Annotated in this window: 34 protein-coding genes; all 34 read right to left on the bottom strand. The window is 62.1% G+C overall.

The window, feature by feature from the left end:
* Window positions 1–240: 240 nt before the first annotated feature.
* Window positions 241–852, bottom strand: a complete 612-nt coding sequence (gene rpsD / locus FGM15_10095; protein MBU3666207.1) for a 30S ribosomal protein S4 — start codon at window positions 850–852, stop codon at window positions 241–243.
* A gap of 44 nt (window positions 853–896) precedes the next feature.
* Complete coding sequence (gene rpsK, locus FGM15_10090) at window positions 897–1,541, bottom strand: 30S ribosomal protein S11 (GenBank protein MBU3666206.1); 645 nt, start codon at window positions 1,539–1,541, stop codon at window positions 897–899.
* A gap of 12 nt (window positions 1,542–1,553) precedes the next feature.
* On the bottom strand, window positions 1,554–1,949 hold the full coding sequence (rpsM, locus tag FGM15_10085; GenBank protein MBU3666205.1) for a 30S ribosomal protein S13: 396 nt from the start codon (window positions 1,947–1,949) through the stop codon (window positions 1,554–1,556).
* A gap of 7 nt (window positions 1,950–1,956) precedes the next feature.
* On the bottom strand, window positions 1,957–2,070 hold the full coding sequence (rpmJ, locus tag FGM15_10080) for a 50S ribosomal protein L36 (protein ID MBU3666204.1): 114 nt from the start codon (window positions 2,068–2,070) through the stop codon (window positions 1,957–1,959).
* 13 nt (window positions 2,071–2,083) lie between these two features.
* A complete protein-coding gene (infA, locus tag FGM15_10075) occupies window positions 2,084–2,302 on the bottom strand; it encodes a translation initiation factor IF-1 (GenBank protein ID MBU3666203.1) in 219 nt (72 codons plus the stop codon).
* A complete protein-coding gene (gene map, locus FGM15_10070) occupies window positions 2,275–3,039 on the bottom strand; it encodes a type I methionyl aminopeptidase (protein MBU3666202.1) in 765 nt (254 codons plus the stop codon). Before map ends, infA begins: the two co-directional genes overlap by 28 nt.
* A 45-nt stretch (window positions 3,040–3,084) precedes the next feature.
* Window positions 3,085–4,587: a preprotein translocase subunit SecY gene (gene secY, locus FGM15_10065; protein ID MBU3666201.1), complete on the bottom strand. Its 1,503-nt coding sequence runs from the start codon at window positions 4,585–4,587 to the stop codon at window positions 3,085–3,087.
* Between the two features lie 65 nt (window positions 4,588–4,652).
* Entirely contained in the window at window positions 4,653–5,090 is a 438-nt protein-coding gene (locus FGM15_10060) for a 50S ribosomal protein L15 (protein MBU3666200.1), read from the bottom strand.
* A gap of 5 nt (window positions 5,091–5,095) precedes the next feature.
* The gene (locus FGM15_10055; GenBank protein MBU3666199.1) at window positions 5,096–5,665 is read right to left on the bottom strand and encodes a 30S ribosomal protein S5; all 570 of its coding nucleotides are present in this window, start codon (window positions 5,663–5,665) and stop codon (window positions 5,096–5,098) included.
* A 7-nt stretch (window positions 5,666–5,672) separates the two neighbouring features.
* Window positions 5,673–6,017 carry a 50S ribosomal protein L18 gene (locus tag FGM15_10050; protein MBU3666198.1) on the bottom strand — a complete coding sequence of 115 codons (345 nt, stop codon included), beginning with the start codon at window positions 6,015–6,017 and terminating at the stop codon, window positions 5,673–5,675.
* A gap of 5 nt (window positions 6,018–6,022) precedes the next feature.
* The gene (locus FGM15_10045) at window positions 6,023–6,562 is read right to left on the bottom strand and encodes a 50S ribosomal protein L6 (protein ID MBU3666197.1); all 540 of its coding nucleotides are present in this window, start codon (window positions 6,560–6,562) and stop codon (window positions 6,023–6,025) included.
* A gap of 12 nt (window positions 6,563–6,574) precedes the next feature.
* The gene (rpsH, locus tag FGM15_10040; GenBank protein ID MBU3666196.1) at window positions 6,575–6,967 is read right to left on the bottom strand and encodes a 30S ribosomal protein S8; all 393 of its coding nucleotides are present in this window, start codon (window positions 6,965–6,967) and stop codon (window positions 6,575–6,577) included.
* Window positions 6,967–7,539, bottom strand: coding sequence for a 50S ribosomal protein L5 (rplE, locus tag FGM15_10035; protein MBU3666195.1), 573 nt, complete (start codon window positions 7,537–7,539; stop codon window positions 6,967–6,969). The genes rpsH and rplE overlap by 1 nt, the downstream gene beginning before the upstream one ends.
* Before the next feature lie 3 nt (window positions 7,540–7,542).
* Window positions 7,543–7,824: a 50S ribosomal protein L24 gene (locus FGM15_10030; protein ID MBU3666194.1), complete on the bottom strand. Its 282-nt coding sequence runs from the start codon at window positions 7,822–7,824 to the stop codon at window positions 7,543–7,545.
* Complete coding sequence (gene rplN / locus FGM15_10025) at window positions 7,821–8,186, bottom strand: 50S ribosomal protein L14 (GenBank protein MBU3666193.1); 366 nt, start codon at window positions 8,184–8,186, stop codon at window positions 7,821–7,823. The genes FGM15_10030 and rplN overlap by 4 nt, the downstream gene beginning before the upstream one ends.
* A 7-nt stretch (window positions 8,187–8,193) precedes the next feature.
* The gene (rpsQ, locus tag FGM15_10020) at window positions 8,194–8,472 is read right to left on the bottom strand and encodes a 30S ribosomal protein S17 (GenBank protein ID MBU3666192.1); all 279 of its coding nucleotides are present in this window, start codon (window positions 8,470–8,472) and stop codon (window positions 8,194–8,196) included.
* Window positions 8,469–8,675 carry a 50S ribosomal protein L29 gene (locus tag FGM15_10015; protein MBU3666191.1) on the bottom strand — a complete coding sequence of 69 codons (207 nt, stop codon included), beginning with the start codon at window positions 8,673–8,675 and terminating at the stop codon, window positions 8,469–8,471. Before FGM15_10015 ends, rpsQ begins: the two co-directional genes overlap by 4 nt.
* A 4-nt stretch (window positions 8,676–8,679) precedes the next feature.
* Window positions 8,680–9,099 carry a 50S ribosomal protein L16 gene (gene rplP / locus FGM15_10010; GenBank protein ID MBU3666190.1) on the bottom strand — a complete coding sequence of 140 codons (420 nt, stop codon included), beginning with the start codon at window positions 9,097–9,099 and terminating at the stop codon, window positions 8,680–8,682.
* A gap of 20 nt (window positions 9,100–9,119) precedes the next feature.
* Window positions 9,120–9,824 carry a 30S ribosomal protein S3 gene (gene rpsC / locus FGM15_10005; GenBank protein ID MBU3666189.1) on the bottom strand — a complete coding sequence of 235 codons (705 nt, stop codon included), beginning with the start codon at window positions 9,822–9,824 and terminating at the stop codon, window positions 9,120–9,122.
* A 4-nt stretch (window positions 9,825–9,828) separates the two neighbouring features.
* A complete protein-coding gene (locus tag FGM15_10000) occupies window positions 9,829–10,326 on the bottom strand; it encodes a 50S ribosomal protein L22 (GenBank protein MBU3666188.1) in 498 nt (165 codons plus the stop codon).
* Window positions 10,327–10,357: 31 nt separating this feature from the next.
* On the bottom strand, window positions 10,358–11,239 hold the full coding sequence (locus tag FGM15_09995; GenBank protein ID MBU3666187.1) for a hypothetical protein: 882 nt from the start codon (window positions 11,237–11,239) through the stop codon (window positions 10,358–10,360).
* Between the two features lie 2 nt (window positions 11,240–11,241).
* Entirely contained in the window at window positions 11,242–11,520 is a 279-nt protein-coding gene (rpsS, locus tag FGM15_09990) for a 30S ribosomal protein S19 (protein MBU3666186.1), read from the bottom strand.
* 3 nt (window positions 11,521–11,523) lie between these two features.
* Window positions 11,524–12,372, bottom strand: coding sequence for a 50S ribosomal protein L2 (gene rplB / locus FGM15_09985; GenBank protein MBU3666185.1), 849 nt, complete (start codon window positions 12,370–12,372; stop codon window positions 11,524–11,526).
* Between the two features lie 14 nt (window positions 12,373–12,386).
* Window positions 12,387–12,671: a 50S ribosomal protein L23 gene (locus tag FGM15_09980; protein ID MBU3666184.1), complete on the bottom strand. Its 285-nt coding sequence runs from the start codon at window positions 12,669–12,671 to the stop codon at window positions 12,387–12,389.
* On the bottom strand, window positions 12,668–13,282 hold the full coding sequence (gene rplD, locus FGM15_09975; GenBank protein ID MBU3666183.1) for a 50S ribosomal protein L4: 615 nt from the start codon (window positions 13,280–13,282) through the stop codon (window positions 12,668–12,670). The genes FGM15_09980 and rplD overlap by 4 nt, the downstream gene beginning before the upstream one ends.
* 3 nt (window positions 13,283–13,285) lie before the next feature.
* Window positions 13,286–13,924, bottom strand: coding sequence for a 50S ribosomal protein L3 (locus FGM15_09970; GenBank protein ID MBU3666182.1), 639 nt, complete (start codon window positions 13,922–13,924; stop codon window positions 13,286–13,288).
* An 8-nt stretch (window positions 13,925–13,932) separates the two neighbouring features.
* A complete protein-coding gene (gene rpsJ / locus FGM15_09965; protein MBU3666181.1) occupies window positions 13,933–14,241 on the bottom strand; it encodes a 30S ribosomal protein S10 in 309 nt (102 codons plus the stop codon).
* Between the two features lie 5 nt (window positions 14,242–14,246).
* Window positions 14,247–16,418: an elongation factor G gene (gene fusA / locus FGM15_09960; GenBank protein ID MBU3666180.1), complete on the bottom strand. Its 2,172-nt coding sequence runs from the start codon at window positions 16,416–16,418 to the stop codon at window positions 14,247–14,249.
* A gap of 24 nt (window positions 16,419–16,442) precedes the next feature.
* Window positions 16,443–16,916, bottom strand: coding sequence for a 30S ribosomal protein S7 (gene rpsG, locus FGM15_09955; protein ID MBU3666179.1), 474 nt, complete (start codon window positions 16,914–16,916; stop codon window positions 16,443–16,445).
* A 19-nt stretch (window positions 16,917–16,935) separates the two neighbouring features.
* Entirely contained in the window at window positions 16,936–17,328 is a 393-nt protein-coding gene (locus tag FGM15_09950; GenBank protein MBU3666178.1) for a 30S ribosomal protein S12, read from the bottom strand.
* A 165-nt stretch (window positions 17,329–17,493) separates the two neighbouring features.
* Window positions 17,494–18,684, bottom strand: a complete 1,191-nt coding sequence (locus FGM15_09945; protein ID MBU3666177.1) for a DegT/DnrJ/EryC1/StrS family aminotransferase — start codon at window positions 18,682–18,684, stop codon at window positions 17,494–17,496.
* Between the two features lie 8 nt (window positions 18,685–18,692).
* On the bottom strand, window positions 18,693–19,193 hold the full coding sequence (locus tag FGM15_09940; GenBank protein ID MBU3666176.1) for an OmpA family protein: 501 nt from the start codon (window positions 19,191–19,193) through the stop codon (window positions 18,693–18,695).
* A gap of 19 nt (window positions 19,194–19,212) precedes the next feature.
* Window positions 19,213–20,355, bottom strand: coding sequence for a biopolymer transporter Tol (locus FGM15_09935; GenBank protein MBU3666175.1), 1,143 nt, complete (start codon window positions 20,353–20,355; stop codon window positions 19,213–19,215).
* Between the two features lie 38 nt (window positions 20,356–20,393).
* Window positions 20,394–20,627 (bottom strand): zinc ribbon domain-containing protein, encoded by a 234-nt coding sequence (locus FGM15_09930; protein ID MBU3666174.1) that lies wholly within the window; start codon window positions 20,625–20,627, stop codon window positions 20,394–20,396.
* Between the last annotated feature and the right edge of the window lie 241 nt (window positions 20,628–20,868).

Here is a 20,868-nt window from a genome sequence, read left to right as displayed (position 1 = left end):
TCACTTTGCCGACGTCAAAACGGCATCCACACCAAAAAAAGTCCGCCAATATCTCGCAAGGCGCAAGCGAAGCGGCTGTATCCTCTGCGATACAGTCCCGGGCGCCGCGACGCAGCCACGGAAGAAAAGCGCCGCAACCCTCTCGGGCAGGGCCATGGCGAACAGGAATCCGCTTCTGCAAAGAAAAACGCCGTCCTGCGCGGGCGGGACGGCGTTTGCGAGGAAGAAAGTTTTTCCTTCTTAGCGCGAGTAGAGTTCGACGACGAGCTGCTCGTTGACGACCGGGGCGATTTCGTCGCGGGTCGGGATGCGCGAGACGGTGCCGCTGAAGTTGTCGCGATCGACGACGAGCCAATCGGGCACGGTGCGGATCTGCGTGGCTTCCATCTGGCGCGCAGCCAAGGCACGGGGCTTGGGTGAGTCCTTGATCGCGACCACATCACCGGGCTTGAGGTTGGACGACGAGATGTCGCACTTGCGCCCGTTGACCTTCACATGGCCGTGCGAAACCATCTGGCGCGCGGCGGTGCGGGTGCGGGCGAAGCCGAGCCGGTAAACGATGTTGTCGAGACGGGTTTCGAGCAGTTGCAGGAGCGTTTCGCCGGTGATGCCGCGGCGGGAGAGCGCGGTTTCGAAGTAGCGGCGGAATTGGCGCTCGAGCACGCCGTATTGCGCTTTGAGCTTTTGCTTCTCGGCAAGGGCAAGGCCGTATTCCGAGGTCTTGCGGCGCATGCCTTTTTGTCCGTGCATGCCGGGCGGGTAGCTGCGGCGCTCGAAATGCTTGGGCGAGCCGACGAGAAATACGCCGAAGCGGCGGCTCAATTTGGTCTTGGGTCCGGTGTGACGTGCCATAGGAAGAGTTTACAGTTTGAAGTGTTCAGTTTTCAGCCAGGGCATTACACGCGGCGGGCTTTCGGCGGACGGCAGCCGTTGTGGGGAACGGGTGTGACGTCCTTGATGACAGTGATTTCGAGGCCGATGGCTTGCAGCGCGCGGATGGCGGATTCGCGTCCGGCACCGGGACCTTTGACACGAACTTCAACTTCCTTGAGTCCGTGCCCCATGGCTTGGCGCGCCGCATCCTGCGCCACGAGCTGTGCGGCGTAGGCCGTGCTTTTGCGCGAGCCTTTGAAGCCGACTTTGCCGGCGCTGGACGCCCCGAGGACGGAGCCGCGCGGGTCGGTGATGCTGACGATGGTGTTGTTGAAGGTGGCCAGCACGTGGGCAATGCCTTGGGTGACGTTCTTGCTGCCCTTGGCCTTGACGATCTTGGGCGGAGCGACGGGTGCGTCGAGAGAAAGAATGTCGTCGCCCGACTGGGGCGCGGCGGCTTCGGCGGCTTTGGCTTCGCCTTCTTTTTTCTTCGCTGTTTTGCCCTTGGTGGCTTTCGGCTTGGCGGCCTTTTTCTCGGCGGGCTTCGCCTCGGCGGCAGCGGCTTCCTTGGCCTCGACAGCTTTGGTCTCGGGCGCCTCGGGATGATGCTCGGCGGTTTCTTCCTTCCGCTTGGCGTCCTGCGATTCGTTGTTGGTTTCTTCGCTCATTTTACGTGGGGCTTAGACTTTGCCGGCCTTGGCGTCCGGGTTCTTCTGCACGCCGACCGTCTTGCGCGGCCCCTTGCGGGTGCGGGCGTTGGTCGAGGTGCGCTGCCCGCGCACGGGCAGGCCGCGGCGGTGACGTATGCCGCGGTAACAGTTGATCGCCTGCAGGCGCTTGAGGTTGCCCTGCAATTCGCGGCGGAGGTCACCCTCGATGAGGATGCCGTTGCTGGTGATGACGTGGACAATCTGCGAGATCTGCTCGGGCGAGAGATCTTTGGCGCGGAGGTTGGGGTCGATGGAAGCTTCGGCGAGGACGCGTTTGGCGACGGTCGGCCCGATGCCGTAAATATACGGCAGGGATGCTTCGATACGTTTATTGGGCGGAATTTCCACCCCGAGGAGGCGTGGCATAAGCGTGTTATCCTTGTCTTTGTTTGTGGCGTGGGTTTTTGCAAACAACGCGCACGACGTTGTTCCGCCGGATGATCCGGCAGCTCTCGCAGAGGCGCTTGACTGAAGCTCTTACTTTCATCGGTTTGGTCCTTTTATTTCTTGCGGTAGGTGATGCGTCCCTTGCTCAAGTCATAAGGAGACAACTCCAGCATGACCGAATCACCCGGCAAAATGCGAATGAAGTGCAGGCGCATCTTGCCCGAGATGTGTGCGAGGATACGGTGTCCGTTTGGCAATTCCACCCGGAACATCGTATTCGGCAACAACTCGACAACCTTGCCTTCTACTTCAATAGCGTCTTTTTTCGCCATGTCAAAACTTCTGGTTGATCTTTTGTAACCAGCACAGTGTGTTCAAAATGCGCCGAGGGCAGGCCGTCGGCCGTGACTACGGTCCATTTGTCCTCCAGCACGCGCACGGCGCTGGCCCCGAGGTTGATCATCGGCTCGATGGCCAAGGTCATGCCGGGTTTGAGCTTGGGACCCCGGCCGGGCTTGCCGTAGTTCGGGATCTGGGGCTCTTCGTGGAGTTTTCGTCCGACCCCGTGACCGACGAATTCGCGGACCACGGAATAGCCATGGGCCAAGGCGGCTTGTTCGATAAAAGCGGAAATGTCCCCCACCCGTTTGCCGGGCCTGACGTGCGGGATGACGTCGTGGAGGATGCGTGCCGTGTGCTCGACGAGTCCATCCACCGCGGGAGGCACGACACCGAGACGTATGGTGGTGGCGTTGTCGCCGATCCATCCGTCTTTGACGATGCCGACATCGAGTTTGAGGATGTCCCCGTAGGCGAGGCGCCGGTCGCCGCCGATGCCATGCACGACCTCTTCGTTGACGGAGACGCACAGGTTGCCGGGGAATTTGCGGTAGCCGAGAAAGGCGCTTTTGGCCCCGGCCTCGGCGATGAAATCGGCGCAAGCTTCGTCGATGTCGCGGGTCGCCATGCCCGGCGTGACGAGATTTTCCAATTTGTCCAAGACTTCGGCCGCGACCCGGCAGGCTTTGCGCATTGCCTCGATCTCGCGCTCGTTCTTGATCGGGATCATCGAGGAAAGAAAAGGAAACCGGTCTGACACGGACGAATGCGGCTCCTAGCGCCCGCTGGCGAGATAAGCCGCGGTGCCGGCGATGACGAGAATGGCGATGCCCGCCCAGATCCACACGAGAGCGTTGGAGGAAATGACGCGACCCGCGCCTCCCGAGGTGCGCTCGAAGCGTCCGCGCAATTTGCCGCGGCGCAGGAAGCCGTCATAGTGGCGCTGCAAAAGATAGGTCTCGACCTGGCGCATGGTGTCGAGGGTGACACCCACGATGATGAGCACGCCGGTTCCGCCGAAGAACTGTGCGGTCATGTAGGGCACGTTCATCTGCAGCGAGAGCAGCTGCGGCAGGACGGCGATGGCCGTGAGGAAAATCGCACCCGCGAAAGTCAGCCGGGTCATGGTGTAGTCGAGGAAGTCGGCCGTGGGTTTGCCGGGACGCACGCCGGGGATGAAGCCGCCGTATTTCTTGAGGTCGTCGGCGATCTGCGCCGGCTGGAACTGCGTGGCCACCCAGAAATAGCTGAAGAAGAAAATCATCCCGCCGAAGAGCACGTAATGCGGCCAGCCGGTGGCGAGCATCGAGGACAGCTCGCTGGCCCAACGCTGCGACGGGAAGGCCATGTTCAAGATCGTGGACGGGAAGAGGAGGATGGCCTGCGCGAAGATGATCGGCATGACGCCCGCGTAGTTGACCTTGAGCGGCATGTATTGCGTCTGCCCGCCGTAGACTTTGCGCCCGACGACACGCTTGGCGTATTGCACACTGATGCGGCGTGTGGCCTGCGTCACCGCGATGACCGCGGCTATGACAATGATGAGGAATGCGATGAGAAGAACGAGAACGACCGGGCTCATCGCGGCCACCTCGCCACCGGAAGGAACGAACGTGCGCCATGCCTGGATGAGGCCTGCGGGCAGCTGCGCGAGGATACCCACGGTGATGATGATGGAAATGCCGTTGCCGATGCCGCGCTCGGTGATCTGGTCACCGAGCCAGACAAGGAACATGGTTCCCGCAGTGAGCGTGATGACGGTCAGCAGGCGGAATCCCAAGCCCGGGTCGGACACCAGCGGGATGCCGAGGCGGTTGATGGTGTCGGTGATGCCGGGAAGGAACGGGTTCGATTGCGGGCTCTCGAACGAAAGCGCCAACAGGTAACCCTGGAAAATGCAGAGAACGATCGTGAGGTAGCGTGTGTATTGGGAAATCTTCTGGCGGCCGCCGTCCTCGCGGGCCAGGCGTCCGAGCTTGGGAATCACCGCAGTCATCAGCTGCAGCATGATCGAAGCGCTGATGTAGGGCATGATGCCGAGCGCGAAGATGGCCGCGTGCCCGAGGGCGCCACCGCTGAAGAGGTTGAAGAGCGCGGCCACGCCGCCCCCCGCCTGCGCATCGGCCACATTAAGGAACCACTGGCGCAAGACCTCGACATTCACGCCCGGAGTCGAGATCACCGAACCGGCGCGGACGATGACGACCATCGCCAGGGTGAAGAGCACGCGTTGCCGCAGCTCCGGGATTTTGAAGATGTTGGTGAACGCGGAGATCATGGCAGTGGAGCGGTCATTTCGTCGCCGGCGCCGGTCGTGCCCCCTTGTCTGCCGCGATCATCCGATCAGGAAATCCGGCCGCCTGCGGCTTCGATCTTGCGCTTGGCCGCCTCGCTGAATTTGGCGCCGGTGATGGTGACTTTCTTGGTCAATTCGCCGCGGGCGAGGATTTTCACGCCGTCGATGGTCCCGCGCACAAGGCCTTCCTTGCGGAGGGCGGCTTCGTCGATGGTTGCTCCGTCGGCGAAGTCGTTGAGGTCATCGAGGTTGACGATGGCGTAGCGGAGCTTGAATGCGGCGTTGTTGAATCCGCGCTTGGGCAAACGGCGGATGAGCGGCATTTGTCCGCCTTCGAATCCGAGGCGGATGCTGCCGCCGGAGCGGGCTTTCTGGCCCTTGTGGCCTTTGCCGCTGGTCTTGCCGCGGCCGGAGCTTTCGCCGGAGCCGAGGCGCTTGCGGCGTTTTTTCGAGCCGGGACGGGGTGAGAGATTGTGCAGTCGCATGGTGGTCAGGCGGTGGCGACTTCGGCCGCCGCTTCCGCTTTGGTGGTCTTGGTTTTGATGCCGCGCACACGGAAGATTTCCTCGCGCGGACGGAGTTTCGAAAGGGCTTCGAGGGTCGCTTTGACCACGTTCGCGTGGTTGTTCGAGCCGAGCGATTTGGCCAGCACGTCGCGGATGCCGACCGCTTCACAGACGGCGCGCACTCCGCCGCCGGCGATGATGCCGGTGCCGGGAGAGGCGGGACGGAGCAGCACGCGGCCGCCGCCGAATTCGCCGGTCACCTCGTGCGGGATGGTGTTTTCGGCGAGCGAGAAATTTTTCATGGCTTTGCGCGCGGAGTCCGAGGCTTTACGGATGGCCTCGCTGACTTCCTTGGCTTTGCCGAACCCGCAACCGACGCGGCCTTTGTGGTCACCGGTGACGATGAGCGCGCTGAAGCTGAAACGGCGTCCGCCCTTGACGACTTTGGCGCAGCGGTTGATGAAAACGACTTTCTCGACCGTATCGGACGGTTCTTTGGGTTCTTTGGGTCCGCGGTTGTCGCGGCGTCCGGTGTTGCGTGCGTTAGGAGGCATGGTCTTTTTAGAATTCGAGGCCGGCTTCGCGCGCGGCGTCGGCGAGGGCTTTCACTTTGCCCATGTATTGGAAGCCGCCACGGTCGAAGACGACTTTGGAAATGGATTTCTTCTTGGCGCGGTCGGCCACGAGTTTGCCCACGCTCTGCGCGTTGGCCACGTTGGCGCCGGCTTTGGCTGCTTTTTCCTGCGTGCTGGCCGCGGCGAGGGTCACGCCCTTGGTGTCGTCGATGACCTGCGCGCGGATGTGGCGGCCGGAGAAGTTGACCGCGAGGCGCGGACGCTCGGCGGTGCCGGAAACTTTTTTCCGGATGCGCTTGTGGCGGAGTTGGATGCTGTCGTGGCGTGTCATGGCGGTTACTGGACGGTTTTGCCTTCCTTGCGGCGGACTTGCTCGTCGGCATAACGCACGCCCTTGCCCTTGTAAGGCTCCGGCGGGTAGTAGGCGCGGATGTTGGCCGCAACCTGACCGACGAGCTGGCGGTCGATGCCTTCGATGACGAGCTTGGTGTTTTCGTTGACCGTGATCTTGATGTCCTTGGGAATTTCGAAAATCACGGGATGCGAGAAGCCGAGCGAAAGATTGAGTTTCTGCCCCTGCACCGCGGCTTTGAAGCCGACGCCCTGGATCTCGAGGTTGCGGGTGAAGCCGCTGCTCACTCCGGTGACCATGTTGTTGATGAGAGCGCGAGCGAGACCGTGGAGGGCGCGGACTTGGCGGTTTTCGGACTTGCGCTCGAGTTTGAGCGCTTCGCCTTCGACCTTGCCTTCGATGCCCTCGGGCAGGCGCCAGGAAAGTTTGCCTTTCGGACCCTCGACCTGCACGGAGCGATCCGCGCCGACGTTGACTTTGACTTTTGCCGGGAGGGTGACGGGTTTGTTGCCGATGCGTGACATTTCAGTTCCTCCTTACCAAACAAAGGCGAGCAATTCGCCGCCGACTTTCTGACGGCGCGCCTCGCGCCCGCTGAGCACCCCGCGCGGGGTGGAGATGATGGAAATGCCCATGCCGCCGAGAACCCGCGGGATGTCGTCGGCGCCGACGTAGCGGCGAAGGCCGGGGCGGCTGACGCGCTTGAGGCCGGTGATGGCCGGGGTCTTGTCGGAGAACTTGTTGACGATGCGCAGGTGCGGGCGCCCTTCGGATTTCACCTCGAAGTCCGCGATGTAGCCTTCCTTTTTGAGGATGGCGGCCATGTCGGCCTTGAGACGGGAATAGGGCACGAGCAACTCGGCCTTGCGGGCGCGGCTGGCGTTGCGCAGGCGGGTGAGGAGGTCGGCGATGGGATCGTTGGAGGTCATCAGGATTTCTTGTCGGCGGGTTTCTTGGCGCGGTCGGTGAACGGCATGCCGAGTTCGGCGAGCAGCGACTTGGCCTCCTCGTCGGTGCGGGCCGTGGTCACGATGGTGACGTCGAAACCGACGCTGCGCTTGATCTTGTCGAGTTCGATCTCGGGAAAAATGCTCTGGTCGGCGACGCCGAGAGTGTAGTTGCCCTGACCGTCGAAGGCTTTCGGCGAAATACCGCGGAAGTCGCGGATTTTCGGAAGCGACATTTTGATCAGGCGCTCGAGAAACTCATACATGTTGCGACCGCGAAGGGTGACCTTGGCACCGATCGGCTGGTCCTTGCGCAGCTTGAAGTTCGAGATGCTCTTCTTCGACTTGGTGCGCACGGGCATCTGCCCGGTGATGGTCTTCAGCTCATTGACCGCGATCTCCAGCGCTTCTTTTGTGTCCTGCGAGGAACCGATCGAGGTGTTGACCACGACCTTGGAAACGCGCGGGATCTGGTGCGGGTTGCTGTAGCCGTGCTTCTGCTGGAGCGCCGGCACGACCTTGGCGGTGTATTCTTTGTAAAGTTCGACTTCCATGGGTTACTTCGCCTTGGCCTTCGTCTTGGGCTTGGCGTCCTCCTTCTTGGCGGCCTCGATCCGTTTCACGTTGGAAATGTGGATCGGGCCTTCTTTCTGCACGACGGCACCGTTCGGGTGTTCCTGTGATTTGCGCGTGTGCTTCTTGATCATGCGCACCCCTTCGATGAGCACCTGGTTCTTGCCGCGGATGACTTGCAGCACTTTGCCCTCGGCACCCCGGTGGTTGCCGGTGATGACGCGGACGATGTCGTTCTTGCTGACGTGTGTTTTGACGCGGTTCATAGCACCTCCGGAGCGAGGGAAACGATCTTCATGAAATTCTTTTCGCGCAGTTCGCGGGCCACGGGACCGAAGATGCGGGTGCCGCGCGGATTGAGATCCTTGTCGATGATGACGATGGCATTGGTGTCGAAGCGCAGGGCCGATCCGTCGGGGCGCCTGAGCGGCTGGCGGGTGCGGACAATGACGGCGCGGACGACCTCGCCTTTTTTCACCGTGCCGCCCGGGGAAGCCTCCTTGACGTTGGCGGTGATGACATCACCGACACGGGCGAAGGCGGATTTTTTGCCGATGACGCCGATCATGGTGGCCATGCGGGCGCCGGTGTTGTCGGCTACGTCGAGACGGGAGCGGAGCTGGATCATGGCGGGCTTAGTGTTTGATGATTTCGACGAGGCGCCAGCGCTTGGTCTTGCTCAGCGGGCGGGTTTCCGCGATGCGCACGGTGTCGCCTGTCTTCGCCTCGTTTTTGGCGTCGTGGGCGTGAAATTTGGCAACCTGCTTGACGATCTTGCCGAAGCGCGGGTGCGGGACGCGGCTGACAGTCCGGACGACGACGGTTTTGTCCATCTTGTCCGAGACGACCTCGCCCACGAGGGTTTTGCGGATCCCGCGCGCGGCGGGGGCGGTGGTGGTGGCGGTGTCGCTCATGATTTGGCTGCTGCTGCTTTGATTTTTTGCGAGAGGAAGGTCTCCACGCGGGCGGCCTCGCGGCGCAGCGTGCGGATGAGGGACGGCTTCTCTAGCTGTCCGCTCTGCTGCTGCAGGCGGAGGTTGAAAATTTCGTGGCGCAGCTCGCGCTTGCGGCCGCGGAGTTCATCCACGCTGAGTTCGGCGATTTCCTTGGTCTTCATGGCGTCAGGATGCGTGGTGGCGGGTGATGAACTTGGTGCGGATCGGCAGCTTGTTGGCCGCGAGGCGCAGGGATTCGCGGGCGACGCTCTCAGGAACGCCGTCCAGCTCGAAAAGGATGTTCCCCGGACGCACGACGGCGACCCAGTATTCGGGCGCGCCTTTGCCTTTGCCCATTCGGGTTTCGGGCGGACGCGCGGTGACGGACTTGTCGGGGAAAATGCGGATCCAGAGTTTGCCTTTGCGCTTCATGTTGCGCGTGAGAGCCACACGGGCGGCCTCGATTTGCACGTTGGTGATCCAAGCGCGGTCGAGCGTCTGCAGCCCGAATTCGCCGAAGTCGATGTTGGTGTTGCGCGACGCGGTTCCCTTGCGGCTTCCCCGCTGGGACTTCCGGAACTTCACGCGTTTGGGCATCAAGGGCATGGCGGTATCTCCTTAAATTCTTATTGGACTCCGGCGGGAGCGGGGGCCGGCGCGCTTTCGGCGGCGGGTTTGTCCTCGCGGACGGAAACTTTCGGGGCGGCTTCTTCCGCTTTGCAAATCCAGCATTTGATGCCGATTTTGCCGGCCGTGGTCTCGGCCTCGGCGAAACCGTAGTCGATCGGAGTTCGCATGGTGTGGAGCGGCACTTTGCCCTCGCGATACCATTCGGTGCGGGCGATTTCCGAACCGCCGAGACGTCCCGAGCAGCGGATTTTGATGCCGAGCGCACCCTGCTCCATGGCAATCTGCACGGCCTTTTTCATCGCGCGGCGGAAAGAAATGCGGCGCTCGAGTTGTCCTGCCACGCTCTCGGCGACGAGCTGGGCGTCGGTCTCGGGCGAACGGATTTCCTGGATGTCGATCTTGACCTGGCGGTCACCGCTGAGCGCGGCGACTTCCTTGGTCATGGTCTCGATCTCCGACCCCTTGCGGCCGATGACCAAGCCCGGGCGGGCGGTGTAGATGGTGACGCGAAGGCTGTTCCAGGCGCGCTCGATGACGATCTTCGAGACAGCGGCCTGACGAAGCTTCTTCTTGAGGTATTGGCGGATCTTGAGATCGGCGTGGAGATGGTCGGCGAACTCCCTGCGCGGGGCATACCACTTGGATCCCCAGTCGCGGGAGACGGGGAGGCGGAAGCCTATCGGATGAACTTTTTGTCCCATGGTGTTATTTGGTTTCCTCCGCGGCGGGTGCGGCGGTCTCGGCCGGCGCAGGTGATTCGGCGGCCGGCTTGCTCTCTGATTTGACCGCGGCGGTTTTCTTCTTCGCCGCGGGTTTCTTGGAAGCGGTTTTTTTCTTCCCGGCTTTTTTCGACTCGCGGGTTTTGATCTCGATTTCGTCGCTGACGATAATGCGGATGTGGCTGGTGCGTTTGCGGATCGGGCCGGCGCTGCCGCGGGCCTTGGGCTGGAAACGCTGCAAGGTCGGCCCCTCACCCACCACGGCTTCACGGACCACGAGGGCTTCGGGGCGCGCCTGATGGTTGTTCTCCGCGTTGGCGACGGCGCTCTTGAGCGTCTTGGCAACGAGCACGGCGGCCTTCTTCGGCGTGAAGGCGAGCAGATCGAGGGCCTGCTGCACGGGCAGTCCCTGGATCTCGCGCGTCACCTCGCGCGCCTTGAAAGGCGAGATGCGGGCGAATCTGTAGATCGACCTGGTTTCCATGTTGTTAAATTTTTATTGGTTTGGGTTTTTCCTATCTTCGGGTGTCCACGCGGAGGCGGTCACCCGTTTTGATCGGGTCCTCTTCGGAGACGAGATTCTGGATGACGGCGCCGCTGATGCGGTCGCGCACGTCGATGACGCGGACTTCGCCGACCCGGCGGTTGTCGCGCCATACTTGGAAAGGCATCCCGATCTTAACGCCGGCTTCGCGGCCGATATTGGCCACCACGAGCGCGAACTCGGGTTTGACCTCGACCACGGCGGCATCGGTGAGCGTGGCTCGCGCGGCCTGCGCGTCGAGATCGTCGGTGGCGCCGACGCCGAGCATGCGGTCGGCGGCGCGCAGTTCACTTTCAAGCGAGGCGCGGGCCTCGGCCTGCGCGGTCTGGTTGCGTTTGATCGTTTCGAGCAGCTCTTTGGCTTCGGCGCCGGCCACGGCGTCGGATTTTTGCGCCGCCTTGGCTTCGAGTTTCCTGATGAAAGCATCGCCGTCGTCGTTGTCGGACGTCTCCACGCTTTTGAGGAAGACTTGCACGCTTTCCGCAAGCCCGAGAAGACGCTCGAGGAGCAACGCGTTTTCTTTCTGCTGGCGCGTGAGTTCGTTCACGGTGGAAAGCAGGCGTTCCTCGATATCCCCGTCGCTTTTGCTTCCGGGCGCAAGCGCGTCGAATTTGGCCTGCAAATCCTCGGCTTGGCGCTTGAAGACCTCGGCCTCGCTGTTGGCGAGGGCCAGGCTTTCGGTAAGGCTGCGGATCGACTCCCGCGCGAGCAGGAGCTGTTCGTTGAGGCGCGCCGTTTTCGCGGCGTCCCCAGAATCCCGGTCTGTCAAAGAACTGCGGCTTTGAGCGGCGGCGTTCCCGGCGAGGGTGATCGTTAGACACCCGGCCAGGACGAGCCTGCCGAACGAGGCCACGTTTATTTCGTCACTTTCGCCGTATGCGATCCGTGTTTCTTGAAGATGCGCGTGGGCGAGAATTCGCCGAGCTTGTGCCCGACCATGTTCTCAGTGACGAAAACCGAATTGAAAATTTTCCCGTTGTGAACGAGGAACGTGTGACCGACGAAGTCCGGCGTGATCATCGAGCGGCGCGACCAGGTTTTGATCGGCTTTTTGGAGCCGCCTTCGTTTATGCGGTCGATCTTTTCGAGAAGGTGGGCTTCGACGAACGGCCCTTTTTTGAGTGATCTGCCCATGGCTTAATTCTTCTTCTTGCTCTTGCGACGCTCGACGATGAAGCGGTCCGACGGCTTGTGTTTCTTGCGGGTTTTGAATCCTTTGCTCAGTTGGCCCCACGGGCTGACCGGGTGCTGGCGTCCGCCGCCGCCTTTGGATTTGCCGTTGCCGCCGCCCATCGGGTGATCGATGGGGTTCATGACCATGCCGCGCACAGTCGGGCGGATGCCGAGCCAGCGCGAACGGCCGGCTTTGCCGCCGGAGACGTTCATGTGGTCGGTGTTGCCGACTTGCCCGATCGTCGCGTAGCACGCGCCGACGATTTTGCGGATTTCACCGCTGGGCATTTTGACCAGCGCGTAGCCGGCCTCGAAGTTGTTGAGGAATGCTTGCTGGCCGGCGCTGCGCGCAACCTGACCGCCGCGACCGGGAACGATCTCGATGTTGTGGATGGCCGAGCCGGGCGGGATGCGCTCCAGCGGCAGAGAATTGCCGAGTTCGGGAGCGGCCTCGGGACCGGACGAAACTTTCATGCCGACTTTGAGACCGTCGGGCGCAAGGATGTAGGCCTTCTCGCCATCGGAGTATTGCAACAGGGCGATGCGGGCGGTGCGATTCGGGTCGTATTCGATCGCGACAACGTCGGCGGACACACCGTGCTTGCGGCGTTTGAAGTCGATGAGGCGCAGCTTGCGCTTGTGGCCGCCGCCGATGTGACGGCAGGTCAGGCGACCTTGGTTGTTGCGGCCGCCGGTGCGCTTGCGCGTGGTGACCAGGCTCTTCTCCGGCTTCTTTTTGGTGATCTCCTCGAAGGACGGGAGGACTTTGAAGCGCGCGGACGGCGTGAGCGGGCGGAAAGTTTTGAGTGCCATGGCGTGTGATCTCCTTAGACGAGGTCGAGTTTTTCGCCCTCCTTGAGCGTGACGATGGCCTTCTTCCAATGCGGACGGCGGCCGAAGTCGGCGCGGCGTTCGCGCTTTTTCTTGCCGGCGTAGTTGGCGGTGTTGACCGAAGCGACTTTCTTCTGGAAGAGGCTCTCGATGGCCTGCTTGATCTCGAGCTTGTTGGCCGCGGGATTGACCTCGAAAACGTATTTGTTCCCCTTTTCGGTGAGGTGGGCCGCCTTCTCGGTCAGGCGGACGGTGCGGATGATGTCGAAGGGTTCTTTCATGCTGCCGTCCTTTCGGAAATTTTGGCGAGGGCGTCGCCGGTCACGAGAATTTTGTCGTAGCGGAGCAGGTGCTCCGGGTTCACATCGGCCGCGCTGACGAGCAACACGTTGCCCACATTGCGCGCGGCGCGGAAGGTCGTCTCCTCGAAGGCGGGCGAAACGAGCAGGACATTGCGAGCGTCCTTGGCATTCTTGCGGACGTAGGCAACAAACTTGGCCGTCTTGCCGTCCGGAACCGAGGGGGCTTCCACCAAGAGAACATCGCCGGCGAGAATGCGAGCGCTGAGCGCTTTGCGCAGGGCCAGCTTGCGCACCGACTTGGGAGTTTTCTTCGAATAATCGCGGGGCTTGGGTCCGAAGACCACGCCGCCCCCGCGCCAGATGGGCGAGGATTTGTAACCGGCACGGGCGCGGCCCGTGCCTTTCTGGCGCCAGGGTTTGGCACCCGAGAGATTGACGTCGGCCTTCGTCTTGGTGTTGGCCGAACCGGTGCGGCGGTTGGCGCGCAGGGCGGTGACCACATCGTGGACAGCCTGCGTGCCTTTGCCGTTTTCAATGATGGCGATGTTGGCCTTCTTGGCCTCGGCGGCGGTGAGAACTTTGGCGCTCATGGCTTACTTGGTCTTGGCGGCAGATTTTTTCTTGGCCGGGCGGACAACAACATAGGTGCCCTTCGCGCCGGGGACCGCACCGCTGACGAGGATGATGCCGTCTTCCTCGCGGACTTGGATCACTTGGAGATTCTGCACGGTAACGCGCTCGTCGCCCATGTGCCCGGGCATGCCTTGGTTCTTCCAGACCCGGCCCGGCGTGGAGCGGTTGCCGATGGCGCCGGTGCGGCGGTGCATCATGGAACCGTGGCTGGCGGGCTGGCCTTGGAAGTTGTGCTTGCGCATCACGCCCTGGAAGCCCTTGCCCTTCGATTGGCCGATGACGTCGACAAACTGTCCGACTTCGAAGGTGGTGACGGGAACGTCCGCCCCCGCATCCAACGCGGCGCCGCGGAACTCGCGGATGAATTTCTTCGGCGACGACGAGGTTTTCGCAAAGTGACCGTTCTGCGCCTTGCTGACGCGCGAAGCTTTCTGGTCGTCGAAACCGACCTGCACCGCGACATAGCCGTCGGTGTCCGCGGTTTTCACCTGCAGGACTTTGTTTCCCGCGGCGGCGATGACCGTGACCGGCGTTGACACGCCCTTGTCGTTGTAGACGCGGGTCATGCCGAGTTTTTTACCGAGTAGTCCGAGGCTCATGTTTACGACTAAATTTGGATGTTGATGTCGACACCGGCCGGCAGGTTGAGGCGGCGGAGTTCGTCCACCGTTTTGGCGGTGGGGTCGATGATGTCGAGAAGACGCTTGTGGGTGCGGCGCTCGAACTGATCCATCGACTTTTTGTCCACGTGCGGGGAGCGGTTGACGGTCCAGCGCTCGATTTTGGTCGGGAGCGGCACGGGGCCGGCGACGGCGGAGCCGCTGCGCTTGGCTGTCTCGACGATCTCGAGGACCGAGCGGTCGAGCAGCATGTGGTCGAATGCCTTGAGGCGGATGCGTATGCGTTGTGCGGCCATGGTCGTTATTTCTTCTGGCTGTCGAGGACGGCAGCAAGAACCTGCGCCGGCACTTGTTCGAAATGCGAGGGCTCCATCGAGTAGGAGGAGCGACCTTTGGAAAGCGAGCGGATCGCCGTGGCGTAACCGAACATCTCGGCCAGCGGCACGTCGGCGGTGACGGTGCAAAGATTGCCCTTCGTCTCGATGCCCTGGATTTTGGCGCGGCGGCGGTTGAGGTCGCCCATGATGTCGCCCTGGAACTCGTCGGGCGTGATGTTCTCCACCTTCATGACGGGCTCGAGCAGGATGGCTTTGGCTTTCTTGAGCGCGTCCTTGAGCGAGAAAATCGCGGCGAGTTTGAACGCCATTTCGTTCGAGTCCACCTCGTGGAACGAGCCGTCGACGATGTCGACATGCAGATCGATGACAGGATAGCCGCCGATGATGCCGTTGAGCACGCCTTCCTCGATGCCCTTGATGCAGGCCGGGATGTATTCTTTCGGGATGGTGCCGCCGACGATTTTGTTCTCGATGGTGAGGCCCTTGCCGCGCTCGTTCGGGGCGACCTTGACGATGACGTGGCCGTATTGACCGCGTCCGCCGGACTGCTTGATGAGTTTTCCTTCGCCGTCGGCCGCCGCGAGGATTGTTTCCTTGTAGGCGATCTGCGGCTTGCCGGCGTTCGCATCGACCTTGAACTCGCGCATCATGCGGTCGCGGATGATTTCGAGGTGCAACTCGCCCATGCCGGCGATGATCGTCTGGCCGGTTTCTTCGTGGGTGAAGACGCGGAAGGTCGGGTCTTCCTCGGCGAGGCGCTGCAGCGCGGTGGCCATTTTTTCCTGGTCGATCTTCGTCTTCGGCTCGATGGCCATGGAGATGACCGGTTCGGGGAACGAAGGCGGCTCGAGAAGAATGGCGTGATCCTCGTCGCAGAGCGTGTCGCCCGTGGTGATGTTCTTGATGCCGACGATGGCCGCAATGTCGCCCGAGTAACACGTGTCGATGTCCTCGCGCTTGTCGGCCTGGATCTGGATGAGGCGGCTGATGCGCTCGCGTTTGCGCGTGCGCGGGTTGTAGACCGTGTCGCCCTTGGAAAGTTTGCCCGAGTAAACGCGGAAGAAGACGAGTTTGCCGACGAACGGATCGCTCCAGAGTTTGAAAGCGAGGGAGGCGAAATTGCCGTTGTCGTTGGCCGCGGCGTCGATCGGCGTGGCGTCGTCCGGGTCCTGACCCTTGGCCGGCGGAATGTCGAGCGGGCTCGGGAGATAATCCACCACGGCGTCGACGAGATATTGCACGCCCTTGTTCTTGAACGCGGAACCTCCGGCGACCGGGACGAACTTGTTCGCGATGGTCTGGCGGCGGATGGCGGCCTTGAGGTCTTCTTTGGTGATCGGCTTCTCCTCGAGGAACATCATGCCGATTTCCTCGTCGAGGTCGGTCATCTGGGTGATGAGATCCTCGTAGGCTTTCTTGGCCATCTCCTTGTGGTCGTCGGGAATTTCCGCGACCTCGTAGGTCGAGCCCATCACGTCGTTGTCCGAGTAAAGGATGGCTTTCTGGTTAACGACGTCGATTTGTCCGCGCAGGTTATCCTCCTTGCCCAGCGGGATGAGGATGGGCCAGACGTTCGCGCCGAGTTTGGTGCGCATGCTCTCGACGGCCGCCTCGAAGTCCGCGCCGGTGCGGTCCATCTTGTTGACGAAAGCGATGCGCGGGACGTTGTATTTTGTCGCCTGGCGCCAGACGGTTTCTGACTGCGGTTGCACGCCGGCCACACCGCAGAACACGGCGATCGCGCCGTCGAGCACGCGGAGCGAACGCTCCACCTCGGCGGTGAAGTCCACGTGGCCGGGGGTGTCGATGATGTTGACGCGCTGCTTGATGTTCTCGAACAGCTTGAAGACGTCCTTCTCCGGCTTCTGCAACCACGAGCAAGTGGTGGCGGCGGAGGTGATGGTGATGCCGCGCTCGCGCTCCTGCTCCATCCAGTCGGTCACCGTAGTGCCCTCGTGCACCTCACCGATCTTGTGGATCATGCCGGTGTAAAAAAGAATGCGCTCGGTCAGCGTGGTTTTGCCGGCGTCGATGTGCGCGCAGATGCCGATGTTACGCGTGCGCTCGAGCGGGAACGCGCGGTCGGGCGAATTCGGGTTCGCGGCGGTGGCGGGTGCTGTGGCAGTGGCGGACATGAGAAAGAGCGGTTACGTCAAATTTTACCAACGGAAGTGGGCGAAAGCGCGGTTGGCTTGGGCCATCTTGTGCATTTCGTCGCGCTTCTTGATGGCGTTGCCTTGGCCGGAAGCGGCGTCTTTGAGTTCGATGGCCAGCGCTTCTTTCATCGGAACGGCTTTGCGCTTGGCGGCGAAACTGACGAGCCAACGCATGGCCAAGGCGTATTGGCGCTCGGCCGGAACTTCCATCGGCACCTGGTAGGTGGCGCCGCCGACACGGCGGGATTTCACCTCGAGCCGCGGGCGCACGTTGTCGAGCGCCTTGTTGAGAACGTCGAGGGGATCGACCGACTCGCTGCCTTCGCGCGATTTTTCAATCGCGGTATAAACAATGCCCTCGGCCACGGACTTTTTGCCGCTGCGCATCACGGTGTTGATGAGCCGCGTGACCATCGGGCTGCCGTAGCGGCTGTCACCGAGGGTGGTCCTTTTTGTTGCTCTGCGTCTGCGTGCCATGGTTGGGAAAGATCAGGGTTTATTTCTTGGCTTCGGCGCCGGCTTTCGGTCGCTTGGCGCCGTATTTGGAGCGTCCGCGACGACGGCCATCCACGCCGAGCGTGTCAAGCGAACCGCGGACGATATGGTAACGCACGCCCGGCAAGTCCTTCACGCGGCCCCCGCGCACGAGCACGATCGAGTGCTCTTGGAGGTTGTGGCCCTCGCCCGGAATGTAGGCGATGACTTCCTGGCCGTTGGTCAGGCGAACCTTGGCAACCTTGCGCAAAGCTGAGTTGGGTTTCTTCGGCGTGCGGGTCATGACCTGCACGCAGACGCCACGGCGCTGTGGACAATTGACGAGCGCCGGGGACTTTGACTTCAAAGTCACTTTACGGCGTCCTTTGCGGACAAGTTGGTTGATCGTAGGCATGCTTCTGAAAATTCCGCCGCCGTTTTCAGGCGACAAAAAAACCACGCGAACGTGGTTTTTCGCGAACCCCCGACAGTGTGCGGGACGTAGGAGATTAGCGGACAGATTATTTACCGCAAGAGATTTTCTGAAAAAATTTACCGACCGGCCTTTGCCTCCGCCGGCTCAGTTCAAAACCGAGGCCAAAGCTCCCGTCACCTCGCGGATTTGTTCACCTGTCAACTCGGGATAAATGGGCAGCGCCAACGATTCGCGGGCAGCTTTCTCCGACTCGGGAAAATCGCCCGCGGAGTGGCCGAGCGGGGCGAAGCACTCCTGCAAATGAAGCGGGACCGGATAGTAAACCGCGCAACCGATGCCGGCCGCGGTAAGTTGTTCGCGCACTTTGTCGCGGTCCGGCACGCGGATGACATATTGATGGTAGATGTGGTGATTCTTCAGGCCGGACGCGGCGTAGGGCTCGACCGGCAGCGTGATGCGGTCGAGCAGTCCGAGCTTGCCGAACTCTTCGCGATAAAGCGCTGCGTTGTGGCGGCGCGCAGCGTGCCATTCGTCGAGACGGGACAATTTGGCCGAGAGAACGACGGCTTGGAGCGCATCAAGGCGGAAGTTGCCGCCGACTTTTTCGTGATGGTATTGCACGCCCATCCCGTGGTTGCGCATGAGTTTGATCTGCGCGGCAAGGTCCGCCTCGCGGCACGTCGCCATGCCCGCGTCGCCGAACGCGCCAAGATTTTTCGACGGGAAGAAGCTGAAGTAGCTCGCCTCGCCGATCGCACCGGCGCGCTGCGTCTTTCCGGACTTCGAGGGATAATCCGCGCCGATGGCCTGCGCCGCATCTTCGATGACGGGCAGATCGAATTCCTTGGCCAGGGCACCGATGCGGTCCATGTCGCACACGCAGCCGAACAAGTGCACGGGCATGATCGCCCGCACGCGGTTGCCCGCGGCGGTGACAAGTCGTCCGTCGGGGCCGCTGCGACATTTTTTGCGCAGGCATTGCTCGAGCTTCGCGGGATCCATGTTGTAGGTCGCGGCGTCGATGTCCACGAAGACCGGTTCCGCGCCGACGCGGTGGATGCAGCCGGCCGTGGCAAAGAACGTGTAGGGCGTGGTGATGACCGCGTCGCCGCGACCGATACCCATGGCCATGAGAATGGCGAGCAGCGCATCCGTGCCGGACGAGGTGCCGATGGCGTGCCCGCAGCCCGTGTAGTCACGGATGGCCTCCTCGATCTCCTCGACGGCGCGGCCGAGGATGAACTGCTGGCTCTCGCACAGCGCTTCGATGCGGCGCTGCACATCGTCTTTCACCTGCGTGTATTGCAGGCGCAAATCCAGCAAAGGGACGGACACGGGAAAACTCAGCGGATCAGGCCGAACTCAGCGCGGCGGTTGGCCGCCCAGGCGGCTTCGCCACCTCCGGAGTCGACCGGCATTTCCTCGCCGAAGCTCACGGTCTGGATGCGTGCGCCGCTGATGCCGAGGCCGATGAGCTTCTCGCGCACGGCCTGCGCACGCCGCTCGCCGAGGCCGCGGTTGTATTCCTCGGTGCCGCGCTCGTCGGTGAAGCCGGCGATGATGATGTCGCTGCGCGAATTTTTCATGGCTTGGGCGACAGTCTCCACTTTGCCGGCTTCGGAGGCGCCGATCTCGACGCTGTCGAAACCGAATTGCACGGGCGGGTATTGCCCCTTGGAAACATTGCCGCCCAAATACGATGCGCCGTCCCGGCGCTCGGGCAACGGCACACCGTTGATGTAGTCGCCATCGGCGCCCCCGAACTGATCACGGGTTTTGCAGGAGGCCAGCCCGGCAACAAGAAGCGTTAGACAAACAAAATTCCCGAAGCGGAGAGTTTTCATGTTGTGTGGCGCGGCCGGATCAGCGCGACCAAGTCGGCTCACTCACTTTGCCCAAACCGCTAACGATAGTTGTGGCCCGCCCGGTCGGAACGTCAAGGAGAATGAGGCTCGAACCGCTGCTGAAAATGACGTGCCGCGAGTCCCGACCCCACACGGGATTCTGCCCCGAGGCAACGACACGCGCCCCGCCGCCCGCAAGATCCATCACCCCCACCGAGAACCCGCCCGAGCGAACCGTGAAGGCGACCTTTTTACCATCCGCCGACCAACTCGGGTCAGTGCAGTAGCCGTAGCCGGTCGGGATCTGGCTGGCACCACCACCTCCCGCACCGATGCGATAGAGCTGGGGGCTTCCACCGCTGTCCGACGAATAAATCAGTTCGCGGCCGTCCGGCGACCAAGTCGGCGAGGATTCCACGCCCCGCGTGCGCGTCAACCTCTTGGCCAAGCCGCCGCGCAACCCGGTCACGTAGATTTCAGGATTGCCGTCCTTGCTCATCGTGAGAGCCATCGACCCACCATCGGGCGATATGGCCGCGCCAGAGTTGGTGCCCGGAGCCTTCACCACGCGCTGACGGGAACCCGTGGCCACATCGATGACATAAACATCCGGATAACCCTCGTGGTAGCCGGTGTAGGCGAGGTTGCGGGCACCGGGCCCGAGCGATGGCGCCACGCTGATGCTGCGGTCGCTGGTCAGGCGGCGCGCGTTGTTGCCGTCGTAATCGGCGATATAAATTTCCTTGGCCCCGCTTGCCGTGCCGACAAAAGCGATTTTCGTCGTCGCGATGCCTTGGTTTCCCGTCAACGTCTCGACAATGTCGTCGGCGAACTGGTGGGCGGCATCGCGGTCGCCACCGGTGTAAGATTTCGACAAAACAACGGCTCCTCCGCTGTCCGTGACCCTGCCTTGCAAGGAGCCGCCGCCCGCCGTTCCGGAGACCGTGTAAGAGGCCCTTGCCGCATCGACAAGGTCGAACCAACCGGCAAGGTCGAGGTCGTTCTGCAAAACCTTTGTCACGGCAGCCCCCGCGGGTCCGCCGATCGGCGAGAGCGTCAGCGAAACGCGATCGCCCTTGCGCACTGTGATCACCGGCGCTTCTTCCGCGATCACCGCCACGGAAAAAATCATCAAGCAACAGATGGCGCGAAGAATAGTCATGCGCGCTCGTATAGCGTGCCCGGCCCCGGGCGTCGAGGCTAGTGGCAGCCGCAACCCCCGCCGCAACAATGTCCGCCGGAAGCGGGCCGCGGCGCAGGAGCACCTTTTGCCGAGGTCATGACCCCGAGACCGCCCGTGATCACGCGGCGGATCGATTCGCCCGTCTCCGGGTGCTTGGACAGCGCCGCATCCTTCATGCTTTGGCGGATCTCGTAGGTGCGCACCGGCTGCCCCTCGCCCGCCGGGATCGTCTCGTAAACGTAGATGGCCATGGCTGAAAAATCTGCGGACTCCCCACAACGCGCAAGCGTTTTTGTCCGGCGCATGCGCGCTGCATTCGAACCCGCGTGATTTGCGGAATGTGGATAGAGATGATCTTGAGTTTGACTAAAACAACTACCGTCTAGAAGACGGTAGGTTTGCCTTCGGCGGCACATCGTCAATTAGAAATTGACCGTCATCGTGGACAGGCTCTCCCTCCTGCTCGGCGATGTAGCTCTTTATCATCGCATC

It is taken from the genome of Chthoniobacterales bacterium (assembly GCA_018883245.1).
Lineage (GTDB): Bacteria > Verrucomicrobiota > Verrucomicrobiia > Chthoniobacterales > JACTMZ01 > JACTMZ01.
The sequence above is the reverse complement of the archived record's forward strand: the minus strand, read 5'-3'. Positions and strand labels throughout refer to the sequence as shown.

What these genes read in the sequence shown, in the direction of transcription:
- rplD (MBU3666183.1), bottom strand. Translation starts at nt 13,282, where the DNA reads ATGAGCGCCAAAGTTCTCACCGCCGCCGAGGCCAAGAAGGCCAACATC.
- rplE (MBU3666195.1), bottom strand. Translation starts at nt 7,539, where the DNA reads ATGGAAGTCGAACTTTACAAAGAATACACCGCCAAGGTCGTGCCGGCG.
- FGM15_10045 (MBU3666197.1), bottom strand. Translation starts at nt 6,562, where the DNA reads ATGTCACGCATCGGCAACAAACCCGTCACCCTCCCGGCAAAAGTCAAA.
- rpsG (MBU3666179.1), bottom strand. Translation starts at nt 16,916, where the DNA reads ATGGCACGCAGACGCAGAGCAACAAAAAGGACCACCCTCGGTGACAGC.
- rpsH (MBU3666196.1), bottom strand. Translation starts at nt 6,967, where the DNA reads ATGACCTCCAACGATCCCATCGCCGACCTCCTCACCCGCCTGCGCAAC.
- rpsK (MBU3666206.1), bottom strand. Translation starts at nt 1,541, where the DNA reads ATGAGCGAAGAAACCAACAACGAATCGCAGGACGCCAAGCGGAAGGAA.
- rpsQ (MBU3666192.1), bottom strand. Translation starts at nt 8,472, where the DNA reads ATGAGCGACACCGCCACCACCACCGCCCCCGCCGCGCGCGGGATCCGC.
- rpsD (MBU3666207.1), bottom strand. Translation starts at nt 852, where the DNA reads ATGGCACGTCACACCGGACCCAAGACCAAATTGAGCCGCCGCTTCGGC.
- FGM15_09940 (MBU3666176.1), bottom strand. Translation starts at nt 19,193, where the DNA reads ATGAAAACTCTCCGCTTCGGGAATTTTGTTTGTCTAACGCTTCTTGTT.
- rpsS (MBU3666186.1), bottom strand. Translation starts at nt 11,520, where the DNA reads ATGGGCAGATCACTCAAAAAAGGGCCGTTCGTCGAAGCCCACCTTCTC.
- rpsM (MBU3666205.1), bottom strand. Translation starts at nt 1,949, where the DNA reads ATGCCACGCCTCCTCGGGGTGGAAATTCCGCCCAATAAACGTATCGAA.
- FGM15_10000 (MBU3666188.1), bottom strand. Translation starts at nt 10,326, where the DNA reads ATGGAAACCAGGTCGATCTACAGATTCGCCCGCATCTCGCCTTTCAAG.
- FGM15_09970 (MBU3666182.1), bottom strand. Translation starts at nt 13,924, where the DNA reads ATGAGCCTCGGACTACTCGGTAAAAAACTCGGCATGACCCGCGTCTAC.
- FGM15_10030 (MBU3666194.1), bottom strand. Translation starts at nt 7,824, where the DNA reads ATGAACCGCGTCAAAACACACGTCAGCAAGAACGACATCGTCCGCGTC.
- infA (MBU3666203.1), bottom strand. Translation starts at nt 2,302, where the DNA reads ATGGCGAAAAAAGACGCTATTGAAGTAGAAGGCAAGGTTGTCGAGTTG.
- FGM15_10015 (MBU3666191.1), bottom strand. Translation starts at nt 8,675, where the DNA reads ATGAAGACCAAGGAAATCGCCGAACTCAGCGTGGATGAACTCCGCGGC.
- FGM15_10055 (MBU3666199.1), bottom strand. Translation starts at nt 5,665, where the DNA reads ATGCCTCCTAACGCACGCAACACCGGACGCCGCGACAACCGCGGACCC.
- secY (MBU3666201.1), bottom strand. Translation starts at nt 4,587, where the DNA reads ATGATCTCCGCGTTCACCAACATCTTCAAAATCCCGGAGCTGCGGCAA.
- rplN (MBU3666193.1), bottom strand. Translation starts at nt 8,186, where the DNA reads ATGATCCAGCTCCGCTCCCGTCTCGACGTAGCCGACAACACCGGCGCC.
- rpsC (MBU3666189.1), bottom strand. Translation starts at nt 9,824, where the DNA reads ATGGGACAAAAAGTTCATCCGATAGGCTTCCGCCTCCCCGTCTCCCGC.
- FGM15_09980 (MBU3666184.1), bottom strand. Translation starts at nt 12,671, where the DNA reads ATGAAAGAACCCTTCGACATCATCCGCACCGTCCGCCTGACCGAGAAG.
- rpmJ (MBU3666204.1), bottom strand. Translation starts at nt 2,070, where the DNA reads ATGAAAGTAAGAGCTTCAGTCAAGCGCCTCTGCGAGAGCTGCCGGATC.
- rplB (MBU3666185.1), bottom strand. Translation starts at nt 12,372, where the DNA reads ATGGCACTCAAAACTTTCCGCCCGCTCACGCCGTCCGCGCGCTTCAAA.
- FGM15_10050 (MBU3666198.1), bottom strand. Translation starts at nt 6,017, where the DNA reads ATGACACGCCACGACAGCATCCAACTCCGCCACAAGCGCATCCGGAAA.
- FGM15_10060 (MBU3666200.1), bottom strand. Translation starts at nt 5,090, where the DNA reads ATGCGACTGCACAATCTCTCACCCCGTCCCGGCTCGAAAAAACGCCGC.
- fusA (MBU3666180.1), bottom strand. Translation starts at nt 16,418, where the DNA reads ATGTCCGCCACTGCCACAGCACCCGCCACCGCCGCGAACCCGAATTCG.
- FGM15_09950 (MBU3666178.1), bottom strand. Translation starts at nt 17,328, where the DNA reads ATGCCTACGATCAACCAACTTGTCCGCAAAGGACGCCGTAAAGTGACT.
- rplP (MBU3666190.1), bottom strand. Translation starts at nt 9,099, where the DNA reads ATGCCCTTGATGCCCAAACGCGTGAAGTTCCGGAAGTCCCAGCGGGGA.
- FGM15_09935 (MBU3666175.1), bottom strand. Translation starts at nt 20,355, where the DNA reads ATGACTATTCTTCGCGCCATCTGTTGCTTGATGATTTTTTCCGTGGCG.
- map (MBU3666202.1), bottom strand. Translation starts at nt 3,039, where the DNA reads ATGATCCCGATCAAGAACGAGCGCGAGATCGAGGCAATGCGCAAAGCC.
- rpsJ (MBU3666181.1), bottom strand. Translation starts at nt 14,241, where the DNA reads ATGGCCGCACAACGCATACGCATCCGCCTCAAGGCATTCGACCACATG.
- FGM15_09930 (MBU3666174.1), bottom strand. Translation starts at nt 20,627, where the DNA reads ATGGCCATCTACGTTTACGAGACGATCCCGGCGGGCGAGGGGCAGCCG.